The organism is Pseudomonas oryzihabitans NBRC 102199, assembly GCF_000730625.1.
In the GTDB taxonomy this organism is placed as follows: Bacteria; Pseudomonadota; Gammaproteobacteria; order Pseudomonadales; family Pseudomonadaceae; genus Chryseomonas; species Chryseomonas oryzihabitans.
In genome coordinates, this window is record NZ_BBIT01000020.1 from 109,026 (window position 1) to 130,370 (window position 21,345).

The 21,345-nt window shown below is 68.4% G+C and carries 23 protein-coding genes; 14 read left to right on the forward strand and 9 right to left on the reverse strand.

Annotated features, from left to right (window positions below):
* The first annotated feature begins 35 nt into the window (after positions 1–35).
* From POR01S_RS20185 to POR01S_RS20195, 3 genes are all read left to right on the forward strand, one after another.
* The gene (locus tag POR01S_RS20185; RefSeq protein ID WP_027601567.1) at positions 36–1,469 is read left to right on the forward strand and encodes an aminotransferase-like domain-containing protein; all 1,434 of its coding nucleotides are present in this window, start codon (positions 36–38) and stop codon (positions 1,467–1,469) included.
* 106 nt (positions 1,470–1,575) lie between these two features.
* Entirely contained in the window at positions 1,576–2,106 is a 531-nt protein-coding gene (locus tag POR01S_RS20190) for a hypothetical protein (RefSeq protein ID WP_186354134.1), read from the forward strand.
* 113 nt (positions 2,107–2,219) lie between these two features.
* Complete coding sequence (locus tag POR01S_RS20195; protein ID WP_042137978.1) at positions 2,220–3,329, forward strand: Gfo/Idh/MocA family protein; 1,110 nt, start codon at positions 2,220–2,222, stop codon at positions 3,327–3,329.
* A 62-nt stretch (positions 3,330–3,391) separates the two neighbouring features.
* Here the strand turns inward: POR01S_RS20195 and POR01S_RS23535 are convergent, their stop codons facing one another.
* Positions 3,392–3,559, reverse strand: a complete 168-nt coding sequence (locus POR01S_RS23535) for a DUF2897 family protein (RefSeq protein WP_007160578.1) — start codon at positions 3,557–3,559, stop codon at positions 3,392–3,394.
* 48 nt (positions 3,560–3,607) lie between these two features.
* A complete protein-coding gene (locus POR01S_RS20200; RefSeq protein ID WP_042137979.1) occupies positions 3,608–4,063 on the reverse strand; it encodes a multidrug/biocide efflux PACE transporter in 456 nt (151 codons plus the stop codon).
* Between the two features lie 82 nt (positions 4,064–4,145).
* On the opposite strand from POR01S_RS20200, the gene POR01S_RS20205 reads away from it, so the two are divergent.
* The 5 genes from POR01S_RS20205 (at position 4,146) to POR01S_RS20225 (ending at position 9,774) form a co-directional block, all read left to right on the forward strand.
* The gene (locus POR01S_RS20205) at positions 4,146–5,018 is read left to right on the forward strand and encodes a LysR family transcriptional regulator (protein WP_042137980.1); all 873 of its coding nucleotides are present in this window, start codon (positions 4,146–4,148) and stop codon (positions 5,016–5,018) included.
* 77 nt (positions 5,019–5,095) lie between these two features.
* Positions 5,096–5,794 (forward strand): orotidine-5'-phosphate decarboxylase, encoded by a 699-nt coding sequence (pyrF, locus tag POR01S_RS20210; RefSeq protein WP_027599014.1) that lies wholly within the window; start codon positions 5,096–5,098, stop codon positions 5,792–5,794.
* A 103-nt stretch (positions 5,795–5,897) separates the two neighbouring features.
* Positions 5,898–6,815, forward strand: a complete 918-nt coding sequence (locus tag POR01S_RS20215) for an AAA family ATPase (RefSeq protein WP_007160574.1) — start codon at positions 5,898–5,900, stop codon at positions 6,813–6,815.
* On the forward strand, positions 6,785–7,768 hold the full coding sequence (locus POR01S_RS20220) for a DUF58 domain-containing protein (protein ID WP_420893625.1): 984 nt from the start codon (positions 6,785–6,787) through the stop codon (positions 7,766–7,768). The genes POR01S_RS20215 and POR01S_RS20220 overlap by 31 nt, the downstream gene beginning before the upstream one ends.
* Positions 7,765–9,774: a transglutaminase TgpA family protein gene (locus tag POR01S_RS20225; protein WP_027599011.1), complete on the forward strand. Its 2,010-nt coding sequence runs from the start codon at positions 7,765–7,767 to the stop codon at positions 9,772–9,774. Before POR01S_RS20220 ends, POR01S_RS20225 begins: the two co-directional genes overlap by 4 nt.
* On the opposite strand, the gene POR01S_RS20230 is transcribed toward POR01S_RS20225, so the two are convergent.
* From POR01S_RS20230 to POR01S_RS20240, 3 genes are all read right to left on the reverse strand, one after another.
* The gene (locus POR01S_RS20230; RefSeq protein WP_007160571.1) at positions 9,756–9,935 is read right to left on the reverse strand and encodes a hypothetical protein; all 180 of its coding nucleotides are present in this window, start codon (positions 9,933–9,935) and stop codon (positions 9,756–9,758) included. The genes POR01S_RS20225 and POR01S_RS20230 overlap by 19 nt on opposite strands.
* A 75-nt stretch (positions 9,936–10,010) precedes the next feature.
* The gene (locus POR01S_RS20235; protein ID WP_042137985.1) at positions 10,011–11,285 is read right to left on the reverse strand and encodes a methyl-accepting chemotaxis protein; all 1,275 of its coding nucleotides are present in this window, start codon (positions 11,283–11,285) and stop codon (positions 10,011–10,013) included.
* 159 nt (positions 11,286–11,444) lie between these two features.
* Positions 11,445–12,275, reverse strand: coding sequence for a TatD family hydrolase (locus tag POR01S_RS20240; protein ID WP_042138067.1), 831 nt, complete (start codon positions 12,273–12,275; stop codon positions 11,445–11,447).
* Positions 12,276–12,363: 88 nt separating this feature from the next.
* Here POR01S_RS20240 and POR01S_RS20245 point away from each other — a divergent pair, with 88 nt between their 5' ends.
* A complete protein-coding gene (locus tag POR01S_RS20245) occupies positions 12,364–13,794 on the forward strand; it encodes an MltF family protein (protein WP_042137987.1) in 1,431 nt (476 codons plus the stop codon).
* Between the two features lie 153 nt (positions 13,795–13,947).
* Positions 13,948–14,253 (forward strand): hypothetical protein, encoded by a 306-nt coding sequence (locus POR01S_RS20250; RefSeq protein ID WP_042137989.1) that lies wholly within the window; start codon positions 13,948–13,950, stop codon positions 14,251–14,253.
* Between the two features lie 3 nt (positions 14,254–14,256).
* Here POR01S_RS20250 and greB read toward each other — a convergent pair whose 3' ends face one another.
* From greB to POR01S_RS20265, 3 genes are read right to left on the reverse strand one after another with little or no spacing between them, the layout of a single operon-like run.
* Positions 14,257–14,760: a transcription elongation factor GreB gene (gene greB / locus POR01S_RS20255; protein ID WP_027601576.1), complete on the reverse strand. Its 504-nt coding sequence runs from the start codon at positions 14,758–14,760 to the stop codon at positions 14,257–14,259.
* A 3-nt stretch (positions 14,761–14,763) separates the two neighbouring features.
* Positions 14,764–17,274, reverse strand: coding sequence for an ABC transporter permease (locus tag POR01S_RS20260; protein WP_042137991.1), 2,511 nt, complete (start codon positions 17,272–17,274; stop codon positions 14,764–14,766).
* The gene (locus POR01S_RS20265; protein ID WP_007160564.1) at positions 17,271–17,945 is read right to left on the reverse strand and encodes an ABC transporter ATP-binding protein; all 675 of its coding nucleotides are present in this window, start codon (positions 17,943–17,945) and stop codon (positions 17,271–17,273) included. The genes POR01S_RS20260 and POR01S_RS20265 overlap by 4 nt, the downstream gene beginning before the upstream one ends.
* 148 nt (positions 17,946–18,093) lie before the next feature.
* Between POR01S_RS20265 and POR01S_RS20270 the strand changes: the two genes are divergently transcribed.
* From POR01S_RS20270 to POR01S_RS20280, 3 genes are all read left to right on the forward strand, one after another.
* Positions 18,094–18,648: an arylesterase gene (locus POR01S_RS20270; protein ID WP_219860342.1), complete on the forward strand. Its 555-nt coding sequence runs from the start codon at positions 18,094–18,096 to the stop codon at positions 18,646–18,648.
* Positions 18,649–18,746: 98 nt separating this feature from the next.
* Positions 18,747–19,028 carry a hypothetical protein gene (locus tag POR01S_RS20275; RefSeq protein WP_007160562.1) on the forward strand — a complete coding sequence of 94 codons (282 nt, stop codon included), beginning with the start codon at positions 18,747–18,749 and terminating at the stop codon, positions 19,026–19,028.
* A gap of 216 nt (positions 19,029–19,244) precedes the next feature.
* Entirely contained in the window at positions 19,245–20,222 is a 978-nt protein-coding gene (locus tag POR01S_RS20280; protein ID WP_007160561.1) for a L,D-transpeptidase family protein, read from the forward strand.
* 122 nt (positions 20,223–20,344) lie between these two features.
* Here the strand turns inward: POR01S_RS20280 and POR01S_RS20285 are convergent, their stop codons facing one another.
* Positions 20,345–20,596, reverse strand: a complete 252-nt coding sequence (locus tag POR01S_RS20285) for an Lpp/OprI family alanine-zipper lipoprotein (RefSeq protein WP_007160560.1) — start codon at positions 20,594–20,596, stop codon at positions 20,345–20,347.
* A 446-nt stretch (positions 20,597–21,042) separates the two neighbouring features.
* On the opposite strand from POR01S_RS20285, the gene POR01S_RS20290 reads away from it, so the two are divergent.
* Positions 21,043–21,324, forward strand: coding sequence for a GNAT family N-acetyltransferase (locus POR01S_RS20290; RefSeq protein WP_007160559.1), 282 nt, complete (start codon positions 21,043–21,045; stop codon positions 21,322–21,324).
* Positions 21,325–21,345 lie beyond the last annotated feature (21 nt).

The window sequence follows — 21,345 nt, forward strand, 5'->3', positions numbered from 1 at the left end:
CCTGCTACTGTTCCGCTTTCGTCCAGGAAGACGCCATGACCAATCTGTTGCTCTATCAGCGCATCGCCCAGCAACTGGCGAACGACATCCGCACGGGGGTCTACAAGCCCGGCGAACGGGTGCCTTCGGTGCGCAAGCTGAGTCAGCAGCTGGGCGTCAGTCATGCCAGCGTCCTGCAGGCCTATGCCACCCTGGAAGACCAGGGGCTGATCCGCGCCCGGCCGCAGTCGGGCTTCTATGTGCACCAGACCCCGGCGCTGACCGCGCCGACGCCGGACATCGCCACGGTGGAGCGGCCCAGTCTGGTGACCCGTGCCGGCATCATCAACCAGGTGCTGGCGGAATCACGGCGGGAAGGCGTGGTGCCCCTGGGCATGGCGGTGCCCCAGCCCGACTATCTGCCGCTGCGGGCCCTGCACCAGCAGCTGTCCAAGGTCACCCGTTTCCAGGCCCGCGCGGCCTTTTCCTACCTGCACAGTCCCGGCTACGAGCCCCTGCGCCGCCAGGTCGCCATTCGCCTGCGCGATGCGGGGGTGGTGGTGGGGCCGGAAGAGGTGGTGATCACCCATGGCTGCGTGGATGCGCTGCAGATGTCGCTGCGGGTGCTGACCAAGCCGGGCGACCTGATCGCCACCGAATCGCCGTCCTACTACGGGCTGCTGCAATTGGCCGAGGTGCTGGGCCTCAAGGTGATCGAGATCCCCTGCGATCCGGATACCGGGCTCAGCGTGGAAGCACTGCAGCTGGCCGCGAGCCAGTGGCCGGTCAAGGCCCTGGTAGTGGCTGCCCGCCTGAGCAATCCCCTGGGGGGCAGCATGCCGGAGGCGCGGCAGAAGCAGCTGCTCAGGCTGGCCGCCGAGCGCAACATCGCCATCGTCGAGGACGACATCTATGGCGAGCTGACCTACGACAGTGGCTCCAAGGCACTCAAGGCCCTCGACAAGCAGGGGCGGGTCATCTACTGCTCGAGCTTTTCCAAGACCATCTCGCCGGGCGTCCGCATCGGCTGGGTGGTGGCCGGGCCCTACCAGGAAGACATTTGCCGCCTGCAGACCTTCACCACCCATTCCGCCTGCAGCGTGACCCAGATGGGCGTCTCGGCCTATCTGGAGAACGGCGGCTACGACCGCCACCTGCGCGCCATCCGCCAGGAATACCGCCGCAACATGACCGCCTTCCAGCTGGCGATCCAGGAGCATTTCCCCGAGGGTACCCAGATGAGCCGGCCCAATGGCGGCTTCATCCTCTGGGTCAGTCTGCCCGTGCGGGTGGATACCCGGCTGCTTCACCAGCGCGCCCTGGATCAGGGGGTGAGCATCGCGCCCGGCATGATCTTCAGCAACACCGACCAGTTCAATCACTGCATCCGCCTCAATTGCGGTCTGCCCTGGGGGCGCGATGCCCAGCGGGCGCTGATGACCCTGGGCCTGCTCGCCCGTCAGCTCTGCCAGGAAACCCTGGCCGCCTAGCGGCAGGCCTGGAACCCGCCGTGGGGCAGCGGAGTCGGTTGTAGAGACTGACCCTGTCGCACCTGGTGCTCCACTCCGGGCGCGATACCCTGAGTGTGGTGAGCCCATGCGTGGATACCTGGCAACGACGGCGCTGGCCGTGACCCTGCTGTTGACGGGCTGCGATAACGAGTCACCGCCCGCCACGGCCAAGACGCCTCCCGCACCAGCGCCAGTGCCAGAGGCCCCGAAGCCGCCGGTGGCCGCCGAGCCCCAGGGCAGCGCCGCCGATCTGCGCGCCTTCCGCCTGGATCCACTGCCCGGCAAGGCCTTCGTGTTGCCGGTCCCGCCCCCCAAAAAGCAGGACCTGGCAAAGAACAGCCAGGTCAAGAAGCCCGCCGTGCCCAAGCCGGCACCGGCTGCAGCCCATCCCCTCGATCTCAGCGTACCCGGAGAGGCGGCCACGCCCCAGGCGGTGAGCACGCGTCACCTGGGCGCAGGCAAGGCCGACAGCAGCGTCGCCGAGGCGGGTCTGCTGCCGCAGCTGTTTCGCAAGGCGGACGATCCCGGGCGTTTCGAATTGGGCGGGCGGGTGATCAGCCGGGATCGCAGCGACGATTTCGAAGGCGCGGAAGTCGAGTTGCGCTTCCGCCGCTAGCCTGAAGCGGGCGCAGTGCCGTCGTTGTACGGCTGTCCGGAACTTCCTGGCCGCAACGCTTGCCGACAGTTCAGGTGGCGGACACGTCGTCTGCCTGGATTCGGGAGCGTTCCATGCCCAGCGCAACAGGCAAGATTCGTTATGCAGTGGTAGCAGGTGGCTGGATTTCCCAGGGCGCCTTCATGCCCGGGGTCGGCCAGACCAGCAATTCCGAGATGACCGCCCTGGTCACCGGCGACCCCGTCAAGGCGCGGGATCTGGGCGCCAGGTACGGCCTCAAGAGCTACAGCTACGAAGAATTTCCCAGCTTGCTCACGTCGGGCGAGATCGATGCCATCTACCTGGCCACGCCGAACTTCCGCCATCTGGAATTCGCGGTGCCGGCGCTGGAGGCCGGTATCCATGTCCTGCTGGAAAAGCCCATGGCCATCAGCGAGGAAGAATGCCAGGCGATCAACGCCGCGGCCGCGCGCTCCGGCGCCAAGTTGATGATCGCCTATCGACTGCACTGCGAGCCGGGCACGGTGGAGATGATCGAGCGGGTGCGCAATGGCGAGATCGGCGATCCGCGTCTGTTCACCTCGACCTTCACCCAGCCGGTCGACACGGCCAACCACCGCGCCCAGAGCGGCTTCTGGGCCGGTCCCGTCACCGACATGGGGCCCTATCCACTCAATGCCGTGCGGGCGCTCTTCGCTGACGAGCCCATCGAAGTCAGTGCCGTGGGGATAAGGACACCCGGGCGCGACGTCACCACCTGGGATGCCGTGACCGTGACCCTGCGCTTTCCTGAAGAACGGCTGGCGAGCTTTACCGTCAGTTTCAGCGGCCCCAACACCGAGCGTTTCCAGCTGATCGGTCGCAAGGGCGAGATCGAGGCCTCGCCGTGCTTTGGCTTCGGTGAAGGCGTCGCCATCGGCTATCGCCTGACCGTGGACGGAGAGACCGAAGAATTCAAGGCGCCGGTGGTGGATCACTTCGGCGGCGAGACGGCCTATTTCTCCGATTGCATCCTGCAAGATCGGCAACCGGAAATGGACGGGGAGGAGGGCTGGCGCGACGTGCGTGTGCTGGCGGCCATCGAGCGCGCCCTGGAAAGCGGTCAGCCGCAATCCCTGGAACCGCTGCCCAAGCGTCAGGGACCGACCCGTGAGCAGGTGCGCAGCCTGCCACTGGCGGAGGTGCCGGAGTACGTCAATACCAAGGCACCGCTGGAGTCCTGATGCTACAGAGCCCTGCCACCCAGAGGGTGACAGGGCTCTGCCTGGACGCCCGAGGCGCGCGATCAGCGGTCTTGGGCCTCCTTGGCGTCCATCTCGGCATTGCGCTGCCGGATCTTGGTTTTCTGTTCGTCGGTCAAGGGCACCTTGCGCGCCGTGTCCTTGAGCATGAGCAGGCTGCCGACCACCGAGCCGATGGCAACCAGCAGGATCAACCAGGCATACCAGGGCATCTGTCTTCTCCTTGAGTGGCTATATCGCTTCGACCACGGACAAGGCTATCAGTGCGCCCGACAGGTCGCATTCGTGCGCCTGAGCCAGGCGACGTAACCCAGGTCGTAGAGCCAGTTGAAGGCCAGGGTGTAGGGCAGGAAGAACAGGATCAGTCCCAGGTCCAGCAGCAGCGCCTGCCACAGGCTGATGGACAGCCACCAGGCGGCCAGCGGCACCAGCACCAGGATCAGTCCGCCTTCGAAGCCGAGGGCGTGCAGCAGGCGGACACCCAGGCCACGGGTGAAGCCCAGGCGCTGTTGCAGCCGATCGAAGCCCAGGTTGAACACCAGATTCCAGAGCATGGCGATGGCCGAAAAGGCGGCGGTGAGCAGACCCATGTGCCCCAGGGAGCGATCCAGCAGCCAGGCCAGGGCCGGGGTGGCGAGCAGCACGGCGATCCCCTCGAACAGCAGGGCATGCAGGATGCGGGCACTGGCGGGACGCTGGGTGAGGGGGTTGGACATGAGGTGACTCCACGGTGGACAGGCCCTCAGTCTCATCGGTTAAGCTGGGGAGATCAAAGTGGATCCCATAGGCTGACCCGATATGTATCCCAATGCCGAAGCCCTCGAGGCCTTCGTCGAGGCGGCCGCGGCCGGCTCCTTCAGCGCCGCGGCACGGGTGCTGGGCAAGCGGCAGTCCAGTATCAGCGAGAGCATCGCCCGGCTGGAGGACGACCTGGGGGTGTCGCTGTTCGATCGCCACGGCCGCTACCCGCTGCTGACGGCCGCTGGCGAGCAGCTGCTCGACCAGGCCCGCGCCGTGTTGTCGGCCCATGATCGCCTGGCCAATCGCGCCACCCAGCTGGCGGCCGGGGTGGAGCCGCGCCTGACCCTGGTGATCTCCGATACCTATCAGCCCACCCGTTACGAGGCGCTGCTGACGGAGCTGGACCAGCGCTATCCGGATCTCGAGTTCGAATGCCTGATCGCCGAGGACGCCGATGTGCTCAGCCTGGTGCAGGGACGCGCGGATCTGGGCCTGCTGGCCGGTCAGCCGCCCTATCCGGCGGACATCGAGGCGGCCACCCTGGATGGTCTGGTCACCTTCGGTCTCTATGTCGCCGTCGATCATCCGCTGGCGGCGCGGGAGCGGGTCACACCGGCCGACCTGGCGCCCTATCGGCTGCTGCGCCTGAGCACCGTGACCGAAGCCTCTCCCCAGGTCAGCCGCCTGCCGGACACCCGCGGCCGCTGCTGGTCGGCGCCCGACTACCTGCTGCTGGACATGGCGGTGCAGGGCTTCGGCTGGGCCGAACTGCCGCTGTGGCTGGTGACGACCTTTGGCCAGGGGCGGCTGGTGGAGCTGGCCGTACCGGGCTGGCCGCAACGGGTGGCGGTGGACGTGGTCTGGTCACGGCGACGGCCGCTGGGTCCGGCTGGCAACTGGCTGCGCGAACGCCTGCTCAGGCCGAGCTGACGGACGAGAACGGCCAAGTGCCGGCGCGGCGCTTTTCTGCGAAAATGCCGGCCTTTGCCGTTTTGCCGAGAGCTCCCATGTCCGCCTGCCAGTCTCCCATCATCGTCGCCCTGGATTTCCCTTCGTCGTCCGCCGCCCTGGCGCTGGCCGACCGCCTCGACCCCGCCACCTGCCGGGTCAAGGTCGGCAAGGAGCTGTTCACCGCCAGCGCCGCCGGGGTGGTGGAGGCTCTGCGCACGCGCGGCTTCGAAGTCTTCCTCGACCTGAAATTCCACGACATCCCCAACACCACCGCCATGGCGGTCAAGGCCGCGGCGGAGATGGGCGTCTGGATGGTCAATGTCCACTGCTCGGGCGGCCTGCGCATGATGACCGCCTGTCGCGAGACTCTGGAGGCCTTCCAGGGTCCCAAGCCGCTGCTGATCGGTGTCACCGTGCTGACCAGCATGGAGCGCGAGGACCTGGCGGACATCGGCCTGGACGTGGATCCCCAGGAGCAGGTACTGCGCCTGGCCGGTCTGGCCGCTCGCGCCGGGCTGGACGGCCTGGTCTGCTCGGCTCAGGAGGCCTCCGCGCTCAAGGCCGCGCAACCGGCGCTGCAACTGGTCACCCCCGGCATCCGGCCGGCCGGCAGCGCCCTGGATGACCAGCGCCGCATCCTCACCCCGCGCGAGGCCCTGGACGCCGGTTCCGACTACCTGGTGATCGGCCGGCCCATCGCCCGCGCCGCCGATCCGGCCCGCGCCGTGGAAGAGATCCTCGCCACCCTGAAATAAACGGTAAAGCTCCGGGGCGGCGGTCGCCGGCAAAAGGTGCTGCTATTCTCGTCTTGCAGGCCGACGCCTTCTCATGTCGGCGCAAGGCGAGAGACCTCAGGGCATGCACGATAGGTTGAACGCCTGTCTCAAGGCGGTAGACGGCGTTTTGTTGGGCAAGGAAACCCAGGTCAGGCTGGCGCTGGCCTGCCTGCTGGCGCGGGGGCACCTGCTGATCGAGGACCTGCCCGGCATGGGCAAGACCACCCTCAGCCATGCCCTGGCCAAGGTGCTGGGACTGTCCTTCCAGCGCATCCAGTTCACCTCCGACCTCCTGCCCGGCGATATCCTCGGCACCTCGGTGTTCGATCGCGACAGCGGCCAGTTCGTCTTCCACCCCGGGCCGGTGTTCGCCGAGTTGCTGCTGGCCGACGAGATCAATCGCGCCACGCCCAAGAGCCAGAGCGCGCTGCTCGAGGCCATGGAGGAGGGGCAGGTGACCATCGAAGGTGCCACCCGGCCCTTGCCCGATCCCTTCTTTGTCATCGCCACCCAGAATCCCATCTCCCAGGGCGGCACCTTCGCCCTGCCGGAATCCCAGCTCGACCGCTTCCTGATGCGCCTGTCGCTCGGCTATCCCGGGCGCGCCGCCGAGCGGGCGCTGCTGCTCGGCGGTTCCGGACGCGAGCAACTGCCGCGCCTGGAGCCCCTGCTGGATCATGCCCAGCTGCGGCTGATCCAGGCCGAGGTGCCGCGCATCCATGCCAGCGAGGCGGTAGTGGACTACGTGCTGCGTCTGGTGGAGGCCACCCGCACCCAGACGTCCTTCGCCCTCGGCCTGTCGCCGCGCGGCAGTCTGGCGCTGCTGGCCGCGGCGCGCGCCTGGGCGCTGCTGGCGGGGCGCGACCATGTGCTGCCCGAGGATGTCCAGACGGTGCTGCCGGCGGTGGCTGGACATCGCCTGCGCGACATCGCCGATCCCGCCGGGCATGGCGGTGGCGCCCTGGTACAGTGGCTGCTGCGCGAAGTCCCGGCGCTGTGACCGGCGGCGCCTGGCAGCGCTATCGAGACGGCTGGCTGGCGCGGCGGATTCCCCCGGCCAATCGCATCACCCTCGATCAGCGGCGCATCTTCATCCTGCCCACCCGCCAAGGGGGCGCCTTCGCCATCGCCCTGCTGCTGATGCTGCTGGCCGGCATCAACTACCAGAACAGCCTGGCCTATGGCCTGACCTTCCTGCTGTTTTCCCTGGCGCTGGTGGCCATGCTGCACACCTATCGCAACCTGGCCGGTCTGCAACTGGTCGGCGGCGGCGCCAGTCCGGTGTTCGCCGGCGAGGCCGCCGGCTTTCGCCTGCGCCTGGAGAGCGAGCGCCGCGCGCACCAGGGCATCGCCCTGGGCTGGCGCAACGAGCCGCTGGTGCTCAGCGACGTGCCGGCGGGGGAGAGCGTCGCCCTGCAGATCTTCCACCCGGCGCCGAGTCGCGGCTGGCTCAGACCCGGGCGGCTGCGGGTGGAGAGCCGTTTTCCCCTCGGCCTGTTCGTCGCCTGGAGCTGGCTGGACCTGGACGTGCGCGCCCTGGTCTATCCGCAGCCACTGGCGACCACGACGCCGCTGCGCAGCGGCCAGGATGCCGGCAACGAGGAAGGCCAGCGCCAGACGGGGCAGGGCGCCGACGACTTTCAGGGGTTGCGGTCCTATCAGCCCGGCGATTCGCGCCGGCGGCTGGACTGGAAGGCCTTTTCCCGCGGGCAGGGCCTGCTGGTCAAGGACTTCACCGCTCTGGCCGGCAGCGAACTCTGGCTGGATTTCAGCGTGCTCGATGGCGACACCGAGACGCGGCTGTCCTGGCTGTGCCAGGCGGTGCTGGATTGCAGCGCCCGCCAGCTGCGCTTCGGCCTCAGGGTGCCCGGGGTGGAGCTGGCGCCGGCCAGCGGCGAGAGCCAGCGTGACGCGGCGCTGCAGGCCCTGGCCCTGTTCGGGCGGCCATCATGAGCACCGCCGTGCCGCAAGCCATTCCGCGCATCGCCCTGATCTGGCTGCTGGTGGCCCAGGCCCTGGTGATCCTGCCGCACCTCACCCATCTGCCGCCCTGGGTCGGCCTGCTCTGGGCCTTTTGCGCCGGCTGGCGGGTGCTGCTGTTTCGCATGCGGGTGCGGGCACCGACGCGGATCGAGAAGGGCGGTCTGCTGCTGCTGACCATGGGCGGCATCTGGCTGTCGCGTGGCTCCTTCATCGGTCTGGATGCCGGCGCCGTGCTGTTGCTGGTGACCTTCGCCCTCAAGCTGATCGAGATGCACAGCCGCCGCGATGCCCTGGTGGTGATCTATCTGGGGTTCTTCGCGGTGGTGATCGCCTACCTGTTCGAGGATGGCCTGCTCGCCGCGCTCTACAGCCTGCTGCCGGTGACCGCCCTGGTGGCGGCGCTGATCGGCCTGCAGCAGAGTGCCCTGGCCAGTCGGCCGCTGGCGACGCTGAAAGTCGCCGGCACCCTGCTGCTGCAGGCGGTGCCGCTGATGCTGCTGCTGTTCCTGGTGTTTCCCCGTATCGGCCCGCTGTGGTCGTTGCCACAACCGGGCGACCAGGCGCGCACCGGACTGGGCGACAGCATGGCGCCGGGGGAGATCGCCCAGCTCTCGCAATCCGCCGAGCGGGTGTTTCGCGTCAGTTTCGCCGGCGACCGGCCGGCGCAGCGTGATCTCTACTGGCGGGCGACCACCTACGAGCGCTTCGACGGCGCGCGCTGGTCGGTGGATCCCGACACGGCCTGGAGTCCGGAACCGGCCTGGACGCCGAGCGGTCCCCGACTGGACTACCAGGTGGTCATGGAGCCGAGCGGTCGGCCCTGGCTCTACGGCCTGGACGTGGCGCGCAGCGATCAGCGCGACGTGCGCCTGGCCAGCGACTTCCATCTGCAGCGCCGCCGCCCGGTGGATCAGGCGCTGCTCTATCGGGTATCCAGCTGGCCGCAGGCCACTCGCGAGCCGGAGCGGCTGTCCGCCTCCAGCCAGAGGCGCGCGCTGCAGCTGCCCAGTGGCGGCGAGCCGCGCACCCGTGCCTGGGTAGCCGGGCTCAAGACTCGCGCGCCAACGCCCGAGGCCCTGGCCCAGGCGATCCTGGCCTATTTCCGCCAGCAACCCTTCGTCTACACCCTGCAACCGCCCACGGCAGGCGTCGATGCCATCGACGCCTTTCTCTTCGACAACCATCGCGGCTTCTGCGCCCACTATGCCGGCGCCATGACCTTTGCCCTGCGGGTGGCGGGCATTCCGGCGCGGGTGGTGGCGGGCTACCAGGGCGGTGAATTCAATGCCGCGGGCGGCTATCTGCTGGTGCAGCAATTCGATGCCCATGCCTGGGTGGAATACTGGCTGCCGGGGCGCGGCTGGGTCAGCGTCGACCCTACCGCCCAGGTGGCGCCCGAGCGTATCGAGCGGGGTCTGCAGGAGGCCCTGGCGGCCCAGGGCGCGGCCAACGAATTCCTCGCCGACAATCCCTTCGCCGCCAATCGCTATCGCAACCTGGCCTGGCTCAATGACCTGCGTCTGGGCTGGGACCGCCTCAACTACGGCTGGCAGCGCTGGGTGCTCAACTACCAGGAGGATACCCAGGGCGAACTCTTCAAGCGGCTGCTCGGCGAGGGTTCGCTGCAACGCCTGGGGCTGCTGCTGGCGCTGGTGGTGTTGGGCGTGCTCGGGGTGATGGCCCTGCTGGTGCTCAAGCCCTGGCAGCGGACGCGGGATCCCCTGTTGACGCGTTTCGACCAGTTCGAGCGGCTGCTGGCGCGGCAAGGCGTCAGGCGTCGAAGCGGCGAGGCGGCGGGCAGCTTCGCCGGACGCGCCATGGCCGAGCTGCCGGCGGCGCGCGCAGCGATCTCGGCCTTTTCCCAGGAATTCCAGGCGCAGCGCTATGCCGGTCGGCCGCAGGATCCTGCGGCTCTGACCAGGACGCTGAAGCTATTGAAACGTCAGCTGCGTGGCCGTCAGGCGCGCAGCGACTGAGGCACGGGGAGGGCGTCAGGCTCTTGCAGGGCGAAGGCCACCAGGCAGACGACGGCCGCCAGGATCAGCGGTTGTGGATGGGGGTTGCCGAGCGCCTGGGCGATGCAGCCCAGGCCCAGCAACAACAGCACGGCGGAAGTGAGGGTGGTGACCGAGCGCATGACGGTTCTCCGAAAAACGTGCGGGCATCTTGCCGCCTGTCGGGCAACCGCGCGAATGCGCTCTCGCTATGGAGGCTATAGGCGCAACTGGCGAATCGCCTGATTCAGGGTTCCTGCGAGGGCGGCCAGTTCGGTGCTGGTGCTGGCCGACTCCTGCGTCAGCAGCATGGTCCTTTCCGTGACATCGCGGATGCCTACAACCGACCTGCTCATCTCTTCCGCCACCTGGGCCTGCTGTTCGGCGGCCACGGCGATCTGGGTGTTGCTGTCGCGCATCAGGGTCACGGCGGCGGTGATGTCGGCCAGGGCCTGCCCGGCAGCGCCGGCCTGGACCACGCAGTCATCGGCCTTGAGCGAACTCTCGCGCATGAATTCCACGGCATCGCGGGTGCCGGCCTGAAGGCCGTCGACCATGCGGGTGATCTCGTCGGTGGAACCCTGCACCCGCTTGGCCAGGTTGCGCACCTCGTCGGCCACCACGGCGAAGCCGCGGCCAGCCTCGCCGGCGCGGGCCGCCTCGATGGCAGCGTTGAGCGCCAGCAGGTTGGTCTGTTCGGCGATGCCATGGATGACGTTGACCACGCTGGTGATGCGCTCGCTGTTTTCGGCCAGCTCCTGGATCATCACCGCGGTCTGCTGCACGCCCTGGGAGAGGTCGGCGATGGAATGGCAGACGCGCTCCACCGCCTGCTGGCCGGCGCCGGCCAGGCGGTCGGCTTCCTGGGACTGGTCACGGGTACCGGCGGCGTGCTCGGCGATCTGCTGCACGGTGGCGCTCATCTCGTTGATGGCGGTGGCCGCTTGGTCGGTTTCGTGCTGCTGATCCTGCATGCCGCCCCGCACGCCCTGCATGCCGCTGGCCAGGCGTCCGGCGCCTTCGTCCAGGCGGGCGGCGCTGGCGGCCACGGTACCGACGACGCGGGTGTAGCTGTCCTGCATGGCGTTGAAGGCCTGGGTCATCTGCCCGACCTCGTCGCGCCCGCGCACCTCGACCCGGGCGGTAAGGTCGCCGTCGCGCTCCACCCGCAGCATGGTGTCCTTGAGGCGTTGCAGATTGCCGAGGATGAAGCGGATCAGGAGCTGCGAGGCCACCAGCAGCACCAGCATCAGCACGCCCACGGCCAGGGCGTATTCCGGTGCCCGGGCCACGAAGATGTCGGTAAAGGTCGGGGCGCTCAGGCTGGCAGCCGCCTCACCCACGACGGCCTTGACCGCCTTAAGCTGCTCGGCGCGGCCGGAGACCTCCAATTGCATGGCGAACAGCACCAGCAGGAGGCTGGTGACGAAGGCAACGGCGTTGACCGCCCAGAATTTGTACTTGAGGGAAATATCGCGCAGCCAGGCAAACATAGGGGGCATCCAGTCGGCGGGGCCGCACAGCCTGGCAGGCCGGCGCGACCCGGATCTTGACTGGCGTCAATGTCCTGCGAGAAGACGTCTGACGCCGTGGAATAAGCCCAAAGGTTAACGGCTTGTACGGGTCTGACTTTAGCGAAACGGCAACCCTGCCTAGTCGAATTCCTCGATCCGCTCTAACACGGCGATCTCCGGCAGCCCGAAGAAGGCGCGGGCGGTGGCACTGGTGTGCAGGGCGGTCTGCTCGGGCGTTTCGTTGCGCAGGCGCGCCACGGTGCGCAGGATCTCCGGCAGGAAGGCCGGCTCGTTGTGGCCATGGCGCGGCTTGGGTCTGAGGGTGCGCGGCAGCAGGTAGGGGGCATCGGTTTCCAGCATCAGCCGACCGACCGGGATCTGCCCAACCAGCTCGTGCAGGTGCAGGCCGCGGCGCTCGTCGCAGATCCAGCCGGTGATGCCCAGGTGCAGGTCGAGATCCAGGTAGCCATAGAGCGCCTTGCGTTCGCCGGTGAAGCAGTGCACCACGGCGGCCGGCAGGTGGTCGCGATAGTCGCGCAGGATCGCCAGCATCCGCTCGCTGGCGTCGCGCTCGTGGAGAAACACCGGGCGGCGCAATTCGGCGGCCAGGGCCAGCTGTTCCTCGAAGCAGCGCTCCTGCTGCGGCCGCGGGGTGAAGTCGCGATTGAAGTCCAGGCCGCATTCGCCCAGGGCCCGTACCTTGGGCTGGCTGGCCAGGTCGCGCAGGGTCCTGGCGGCGGCCGCGTTCCAGGTCGAGGCTTCGTGGGGATGGACGCCCGCGGTGCTGAACAGCGCCTCGCCCGCATCCAGGCGCAGGCAGAGATTGAGGGCGTTCTCGCTGTCTTCGAGGGTGGTGCCGGTCAGCACCAGTTGCATCACACCGGCGGCCTGGGCCCGCTCGATCACCGCGTCCACCTGCTTGAGCAGACTGGGGTGGGTGAGGTTGACGCCGATGTCGATCAATTGCATGGTGCGGACCTTCCACAGATTTTGTCCCTTCATTCTATCCGTAGTCCGGGTGCTATCGGCGCTGTCCCGGCCAGGTCAGGAGTCCTGGATGCCGTTTCGATTCACCCTGGTCCTTGTTGGCTACCTGCTCGCCTGCTCCGCCCAGGCGCGGCTCGGCGCCCTGCCACCCGAAGCGCCGCGCCATGTCGCGGCGCGCGACCTGACCGCCATCGAGCGGGCCGGCGAGTTGCGCGTCCTGGTCAACCAGAGTCGGCACAGCTCCGGCGAATGGAACGGCCAGGCGCTCGGCATCGAGTATCGGCGCCTGCAGGCCTTCGCCCGTTACCTGCAGCACCAGCCCGGGGGCCGGCCGCTGCGCCTGGTCTTCGTGCCCAAGGCCAAGGACGACCTCCTGGCGGCGCTGCAGCGCGGCGAGGGCGATCTGGTGGCGCCGGGCGAAACCCTGCTGCCACCGCCGCATTCGGCGCTGATCGCCGCGTCGGTGGCGGCGCCCACCAGTCTGGTGGTGGTGGGTGGGCGCGGCCAGCGCCTGCCCCGCCATCTGGAGCAACTGGCTGGACGCCGGGTGGTGCTGCCCCAGGGCAGCGCGGCCGGTCCGGCCCTGGCCCGGCTCAACGCCCAGCTGGAGAAGCGCAGGCTGCGGCCGGTGCAGATCGAGTGGGCCGACCCGACCCTGGCGGTGGAGGACGTCCTGGAGCTGACCCAGGCCGGCATCTATCCGCTCAGCGTCGTCGAATCCGGCCTGGCCCATCGCTGGGCGCGGGTGCTGCCGCGCCTGCGGGTGGCCGATCAGCTGGTGGTGGCCCATGACCAGGCGCAGCTCTGGTATCTGCGCGCCCCGGCGCACCAGCTCGCCGAGCGGATCCGGACCTTCGCCCGGCAACCCCAGGCGCGCGACGACGACCAGGCCTTTCGCCAGGCCTATGCGCGCCGCTACCAGGTGCGCGATCCGCTGCAGGCCCATGACCGCAAGCGCCTGGCCCAGGTGCGGCCGCTGCTGCAGCGCTACGCCAAGGCCTACGACTTCGACTGGCTGACCCTGGCCGCCATGGCCTACAAGGAATCCGGCCTCGATCCCCATGCCCGCGGTGCCGGCCGCGCCGCGGGGCTGCTGCAGATCACCCCGCGGGCGGCGCGCAGCGTCGGGGTGCGCAACCTGCATTCCGCCGAGGACAACGTCAGGGCGGCCACCCGCTATCTGGCGCGCCTGCGCCGCGAATTCTTCTCCAGTCCGCGGCTCGCCGAGCGCGAGCGCCGCGCCTTTACCCTGGCGGCCTACAACCTTGGCCCGGAGCGCGTCCAGGCGCTCCGGGCCAAGGCGCGCAAGCAGGGGCTGGACGGCGATCGCTGGTTCTTCCAGGTCGAGCGCATCGCCGCCGAGGAGGTGGGTATCGGGGTGGTCAACTACGTGGCCAGCGTCAACAAGTACCGGGTGGCCTTCAGTCGCGAACGGGCCCGGCTGGAAGCGCCGGCCGTGGCGGCGACCGGTGCCAGGGAGAACGGCCGCGGGGACGGATGAAGCCCGCTTGACAGGGCGGTCGAGCCCTCCCTAGGATGATCCCGCGCCGATTTAAACAGCAACTTGCGGGGCGCTCCCAAATACCGCTAAAGCGCTGGACGGAACAGGCCTCGTACTACCGCCCAGCTGGATCTACGAGGCGGAATTTCGTCCATGCTACCGCTCCCGCTACGCCTGACGCCCCTGACCCAGGGCAAACTCGCCAGTCATCCCGCTATCCTCCTCGGCGGTCCCGACCAGCCAACCCTGCTGCGTTATCTCGAAGGCTGGCCCAAGCGCTGGCCGCACAGCCGCACCCTGCAGATTCGCTTCGCCGACCGGGCCGAACAGCTGCGCGCCTTTGGCGACGACAGCTTCGACTTCGCCGTGGTGCAGTCGCCGGGCCAGGCCGGTCTCGAATCCCTGGTGCGGGAACTGACCCGCGTGGCGCGGCAGGGCGTGATCACCCGTCGCCGCTAGCCGTCATTCCTCGGGATAGGCGATCTCGACGATGTACCAGCGCTGTTCGCCGGCCGGCGTCTGCAGGCGGACCTCGGCGTCCAGCGCCTTGCCGACCAGCGCCCGCGCCAGGGGCGAGTCGATGCTGATGAGGTTCTGCCGGAGGTCGAGTTCGTCTGGGCCGACGATGCGATAGCGCTTTTCCGCGCCCTCGTCGTCTTCCAGGGTGACCCAGGCGCCGAAATAGACCTTGGTCGGATCGGCCGGTCGTTCGCGGATCACCTTGAGATTCTCCAGCCGCTTGCGCAGGAAGCGCACCCGGCTGTCGATCTCGCGCAGCATCTTCTTGCCGTAGATGTACTCGGCGTTTTCCGAACGATCGCCCAGCGCGGCCGCCTCGCTCACCGCCTGGGTGACCTGGGGCCGGCGCACGTTCCACAGGTCGTGGAGTTCGGCGCGCAACCGGGCTTCGCCGGCGGCGGTGATCAGGGGCGTGCCGGCGGTGCGCGGCGGACGGTAACGACTCATGGATCAGCTTTCTCTCAGGATCAGTAACGGACTGGCGGTGAGGGCCCGCCGCGTGCCCAGCAGGCCCGCCGCCCCGACCAGCAGGGCGCCCAGCACCGGCAACAGCAGCAGCCAGGGATGGGGTTGCCAGTCCAGGTCGAAGGCCAGCCGGTAGAGCAGGGCGCTGACGATCTCGCAACCGAGCGCCGCGAGCAAGCCACTGGCGCCGCCGAGCAGGATGAATTCGGTGCGCCGCGCCCGTTGCAGCAACTCGCGCCGGGCACCCAGGGCACGCAGCAGGGCGCCCTGGCGGATGCGTTCGTCGAGGGTCGCCTGCAGGCCGGCCAGCAGCACGGCGATGCCGGCGGCCAGCACGAACAGCAGCACGAACTCCACCGCCACGCTGACTTGGCGCAGGATGCTGCGCAGCTGATCGAGCAGGGCGTCGATGGGCAACAGGGTCACCGCCAGGAATTGCCGGGCCAGGGCCAGCAATTCGCGATCGTGCCCGGGCGGCAGGTAGAAGCTGCCCAGGTAGGTGAAGGGCACGTCCTGCAGGGCGCCCGGGGCGAAGATCACGAAGAAGTTCGGCTGGAAGTTGTCCCAGCTGACCTGCCGCAGGCTGGTGACTCGCGCCTCGATCTGGCGATCGCCGATGACGAAGCCCAGGGTGTCGCCCAGGCCGACGCCGAGGCTGCGCGCCAGCTCGCTTTCCAGGGACACCCCGGGCAGGTCGCCGGCGGGCAGCGCGTCCCACCACTGACCGGCTTCCAGGCGGTTGCCGTCCGGCAACCCAGCCGACCAGGTCAGGTTGAGATCGCGCCGGGTGGCGCGGCCACCGCGGGAGTCGTCTTCCAGGCCTTCCTGGGCCGGATGCCCCTTCACGCTGACCAGGCGGCCCTGCACGATGGGATAGAGCGGACTGGCGTGGGGCGAGAGACCGGCCACCGCCGCGGCGAAGGCCTGGCGCTCGTCCGGCAGCACATTGAGGGCGAAGTGGTTGGGCGCCTCGGCCGGCAGTTGCGCCTGCCAGCGTTCCAGCAGCTCGCCCCGCAACAGCACCACCAGACTCATGGCCAGCAGGATCAGGCCGAAGGCCAGGGTCTGGCCCACCGCCGCCAGGGGATGCCGGAGCAACTGACCCAGACCCAGCCGCCAGGCCAGGGGCGCACCCTGCATGGCCCGGCGCAGGCCACGCAGGGCCAGGTAGAGCAGACTGCCGAACAGCAGTCCCGCGACTAGGCCACCCACCAGCAGCGCCAGGGTCAGGCGCAGATCCAGCGACAGGCGCCACATGATCAGCCCCAGGGCGAGCAGGGCGCAGCCATAGACCAGCCAGGTGCGCAGGGGGACGGGCTGCAGATCGCTGCGCAACACCCGCAGCGGCGGGACCCGCCCCAGGGCGGCCAGCGGCGGCAGGGCGAAGCCGACCAGGGCGACCAGGCCGGTGCCCATGCCGGCCAGCGCCGGGCCGATCCCGACCGCCGGCAGGCGCGCAGGCAGGAGGCCATGCAGCAGCTCGAACAGCACCAGCTGCGCCAGCCAGCCGAGCAGGGCGCCGAGCAGACTCGCCGCCAGCCCCAGCAATCCCAGTTGCAGGCCGTAGAGCACCAGGGCGTCGCGGCGGGTCAGACCCAGGCAGCGCAGCAGGGCGCTGGCATCGAAGCGCCGCGCGGCGAAGCGATTGGCCGACAGCGCCACGGCCACGCCGGCCAGCACCACCGCCACCAGGCTGGCCAGCCCCAGATAGCGCTGGGCACGTTCCAGGGCATTGCCCAGCTGGCGATTGCCATCGCCCGGGCCTTCGAAGCGCTGGTTGGCGGCCAGGGCCGGGGTGAGCGCCTGGTGATAGGCGGCCAGGGCCTGGGGCTCGCCGCGCCAGAGTTCGCGATAGCGCACCCGACTGCCGGGTTGGATGACCCCGGTGGCGGCCACGTCGTCGAGATTGATCAGCACCCGCGGCGTCAGGCTGTAGAAGTCACCCGCTCGATCCGGTTCGTAGGTGAGCACCCGGGTGATGGTAAGGGCCTTGCGCCCGATGTCCAGGCGATCACCAACCTTGGCGTCCAGGGCCAGCAGCAGGCGCGGCTCGACCCAGGCCTCACCGGGCGCCGGAGCGCCGCCCGGCTGGTCGGGCGCGTCCGGCGCCGCCGCGCTGCGCACCTCGCCGCGCAGGGGAAAGTTGGCCTGGACCGCCTTGACGCTGGCCAGCTGCAGGGCCTCGGCACCTGCGGCCATGGTGCTGAAATTGAGCGAGCGGCTGTGTTCGAGGCCCCGCTGCAGGCCGGCGTCCACCTGTTCCGGACGTGGCGGTTCGCTGCCCAGCAGCACCAGGTCGGCGGCGAGGAATTCGCTGGCGCGATTTTCCATGCCCGCGCCCAGGCGGGCGGTGAAGTAGCCGATGGCGACGCTGGCGGCCACGGCCACCACCAGCGCCAGGCAGAGCATGCGGATCTCGCCGGCGCGGAGCTCTCTCAGACTCTGGCGCCAGGCCAGGCCGAACAGCCGGGTGAAGGGCAGACCGGTACGCCTCATGCCGCGACCTGCCGGCCGCCTTCCAGGCGCAGTTGGCGGGCGCAGCGCGCGGCCAGGCGCTCGTCATGGGTCACCAGTACCAGCGTCGTGCCGCGCTCACGATTGAGTTCGAACAGCAGATCGCTGATATGGGCACCGGTACGGCTGTCGAGGTTGCCGGTGGGTTCGTCGGCGAAGAGGATGCTCGGGCGCGGCGCGAAGGCGCGCGCCAGGGCGACCCGCTGCTGCTCGCCGCCGGAGAGCTGCCGGGGATAGTGGCGCAGTCGTTCGCCCAGGCCGACCCGTTCCAGCAGGGCCACCGCCTGCTCGCGGGCCTGGCGCACGCCCTCCAGCTCCAGCGGCAGCATGACGTTCTCCAGCGCCGTGAGGCTGTCCAGCAGCTGGAAGGACTGGAACACGAAGCCCACCCGTTCGGCGCGCAGGCGAGCACGGGCGTCTTCGTCGAGGGTATCCAGGCGCTGACCGGCAAGATGGACCTCGCCGCCGCTGGGCAGGTCGAGACCGGCCAAGAGGCCGAGCAGGGTGGACTTGCCGGAACCCGAGCTGCCGACGATGGCCAAACTGTCGCCGGCCTGCAGTTGCAGATCCAGCGCCTGGAGGATCGGCAGCGCGCCTTCCGCGCCCGTGACGACCTTGCTAAGGTCGCGTGCCAGCAGTATGACTTCGCTCATGAGGTATCCGATGCCGTATTCGAAGGGCCCGCATGCGGGCGGCTGTGGCGAGTTAGAGTCAAAAAAGCGGGCGAAGTCCAGCGCGCCTTTGCGGCAAGGCATTGCCTGGCTGCTGGCGCTGCTCTGCCTGACCCTCACGCCCCTGGCCATGGCGCGCACCTTGCTGGTGGTGGGCGACAGCATCAGCGCCGGCTACGGCCTCGCCGAAGGGCAGGGCTGGGTACGCCTGCTGGAGCAGCGCCTGCAGGCGCAGCGGCTCGACTACCAGGTGGTGAATGCCTCTATCAGCGGCGACACCACCGCCGGCGGCCTGGCGCGCCTGCCACGGTTGTTGGCCGAGCATCGACCCGACGTGGTGGCCATCGAGCTGGGCGGCAACGACGGCCTGCGCGGCCAGCCGCTGGCCCAGTTCGAGCGCAACCTCACCGCCCTGGTGGAGCAGGCCAAGGCCCGAGGCGCGCGCGTCCTGCTGCTGGGCATGCGCCTGCCGCCCAACTACGGACCGCGCTATACCGATGGCTTCGCCCAGGTCTACACGGACGTGGCCAAGGCCCAGCAGGTGGCCCTGGTGCCCTTCCTGCTGGAAGGGGTAGGCGGCGATCCGGCCTATATGCAGCCGGATGGCATCCACCCCCAGGCCAATGCCCAGCAGCGCCTGCTGGACAACGCCTGGCCCCAGTTGCAGCCGCTGCTGCGCGACTGAACGCCGGACTTTTCCCCGACGGGGCTTTCCGCTAAGGTTGCGCGCCCCGCCGGTCCGGCCAATCGACCGCCCGGCGGAACCGCCCCTGGAGTATCCCGATGTCCCGCCTTTCCCGGTCCATGCACGGCTATCAGCTGATCCAGCCCGATGCCCAGCTCGACCTGTTCGCCTGCCGCGAGGGCCGAGTCCATATCGTCGCCCGGCAGCTGGAGCTGGGCTCGCCGACCGACCGGACGCTGTGCGGTACCCTGCTGCCGGCGCGTCCCCGCCTGCATCCGCTGAATCGCCGGGCGCTCGGCCTCAAGACCCTCTGTCCGGCCTGCATGCAGCGGCTGCAGGGCGCCAAACGGGGCTTGCCGAATCCGTTACAGGTCTTTTGAGAGCCTGCCCAAAGTCTGCTGCGCGTCGGCCAAACGGTGTTGAAAATCCCTTCGGAATGCTCATTTACCCCTCGTAAACTCCGCTTCCTCAGGTCTTTTCGCCTAGTTTGGCGCTAGCTCGCGAGCCTTTGAGCAGGCCCGAGGCCCTGCCGGACGCCGATCGAGGCGTGTACAATTCGCGCCGTCACCTTTTTGCTCCTTGCAAGGATTCATCCCATGCCCGCGCGCGTTTCGACCCTGGTCGGTTCCCTCTCGCTGTTTGGTCTGTTGAGCGCGGGTACGGCGCAGGCACTGGAGTTGCCGCTGCCGCCACCCGGTGAAGACGTGGTCGGCGAGGTTCAGGTCATCAAGGCCGCCTACGAAGACACCTTTGCCGATCTCGGCCAGAAATACGATCTGGGCTACACCGAGATGGTGGCCGCCAACCCGGGCGTCGATGCCTGGCTGCCGGGTGCCGGCACCGAGATCGTGCTGCCCACGCGCTTCATCCTGCCGCCCGGCCCGCGCGAAGGCATCGTCATCAACATCGCCGAATACCGCATGTACTACTACCCCAAGGGTGGTCACACGGTGTTCACCTACCCGCTGGGCATCGGCCGCGAAGGCTGGGGTTCGCCCATCGGCGTGACCAAGGTGGTGGACAAGATCAAGGATCCGTCCTGGTATCCGCCGGAGTCGGTACGCGCCGAGCACGCCGCCGAAGGCGATCCGCTGCCCAAGGTGGTGCCGCCCGGTCCGGACAATCCCCTGGGGCCCTACAAGATCCGCCTGACCCTGCCGGGCTATCTCATCCACGGCTCGGACAAGAAATTCGGCATCGGCATGCAGGTCAGCCATGGCTGCTTCCGCATGTACAACTTCAACGTGACCGAACTGGTCGGCATGCTGCCCGTGGGCACGCCGGTGCGCATCATCGACGAGCCCTACAAGTTCGGCGTGAGCCAGGGCAAGCTCTACCTGGAAGCCCACCAGCCGGTGACCGTGAAGGGCGATCCGACCGAGATCGACCGTCAGGCCGCGGTGGTCAATGCGCTGATCAAGCGTGACGACCTGCTGCAGGCCAACAGCGCGGTAAACTGGAACACGGTGCGTGACGTGGTCCAGGGCCAGGACGGCCTGCCAGTGGAAATCGCCGACCTGCCGGCCGGGATGACGCCGGGTACGGTGGCCAAGGCGCCTGCCAAGACCCTGTGATCGCGACCGGCCGAGCGCGCTCGGCCGGCCAGACAAACAAAAAGCCCGCCATCTGAGATGGCGGGCTTTTTGTTTGCTCCGGGAAAGGCGACTGTTGCCACTCGCCTTTCCAGCCGAGGCGCTTACTTGCGGCTGGCTTTTTCCAGCATACGCAGGGCGCGCTCGTTGGCTTCGTCAGCGGTCTGCTGAGCTTTCTGAGCGGCGGCCAGGGCCTCGTCAGCGTGACGGTAGGCTTCGTCAGCACGAGCCTGAGCGCGGGCAGCGGCGTCTTCGGTAGCGGTCAGGCGAGCTTCGCTTTCCTTGTTAGCGGTGCTGCAACCAGTGGCCAGAGCAGCGGCCAGAGCCAGGGCGGCGAATTTCAGAGCGTTGTTCATCGTAAACCCCTTGAGGTAGACATCCTGTTTTAAGATCAATTTCCCAGGTGGAAAATTGCGGCTACATACTACTCATTACCGGTCGTAAGTAAACTGAGCGAACCCGTTGAAGAAGGATTTTTTGCGGAAAATCCTTCTCGGCTCCCCGTGTTCGTCCCGGAATCCCTGCGCACCCGGTATCAGCAACTGCTTGGATGGCTGAAAGTCGCGAACGTTTCAAAACGTTAGAGGATGAGCGGAAGTTGTCAAGCGCCGAGCCGCGCCTGCTCCCGCGCAGGCGGCCCTGATATAGTGTGTCTTCTCGGTGCGACGGCTGGTCAGAACCTGCTTCTTCCGGAGGGGTCTGACGCGCTGTGGCTCAGTCCCGCACAGGAAGGGTGCGTTCTCGTCTTCGGGTATCATCGATAACAATGGATAAGGCGGAGCCAAACCGCCAAGGAGTAGTCATGAACGAGTCCCTGCACGTGGAACACGATGAGGCCAATCATCAATTCCACCTTTCTGTCGACGGCCAGCGCGCCTATCTCGCCTACATGGATCTGGGCAAGCAGACCATGGATTTCTATCGCACCTTCGTCCCCGATGCCCTGCGTGGGCGCGGCCTGGCAGCGCGGCTGACCGAGTACGCGCTGAACTACGCCGAGAGCCGCGGCTACAGCGTCATTCCCTCCTGCTCCTATGTGGAGCACTACCTGGAACGTCGTGGCCAGGTGACGCCGCTGGCCTGAATGGCCACACCAAGAAAAACG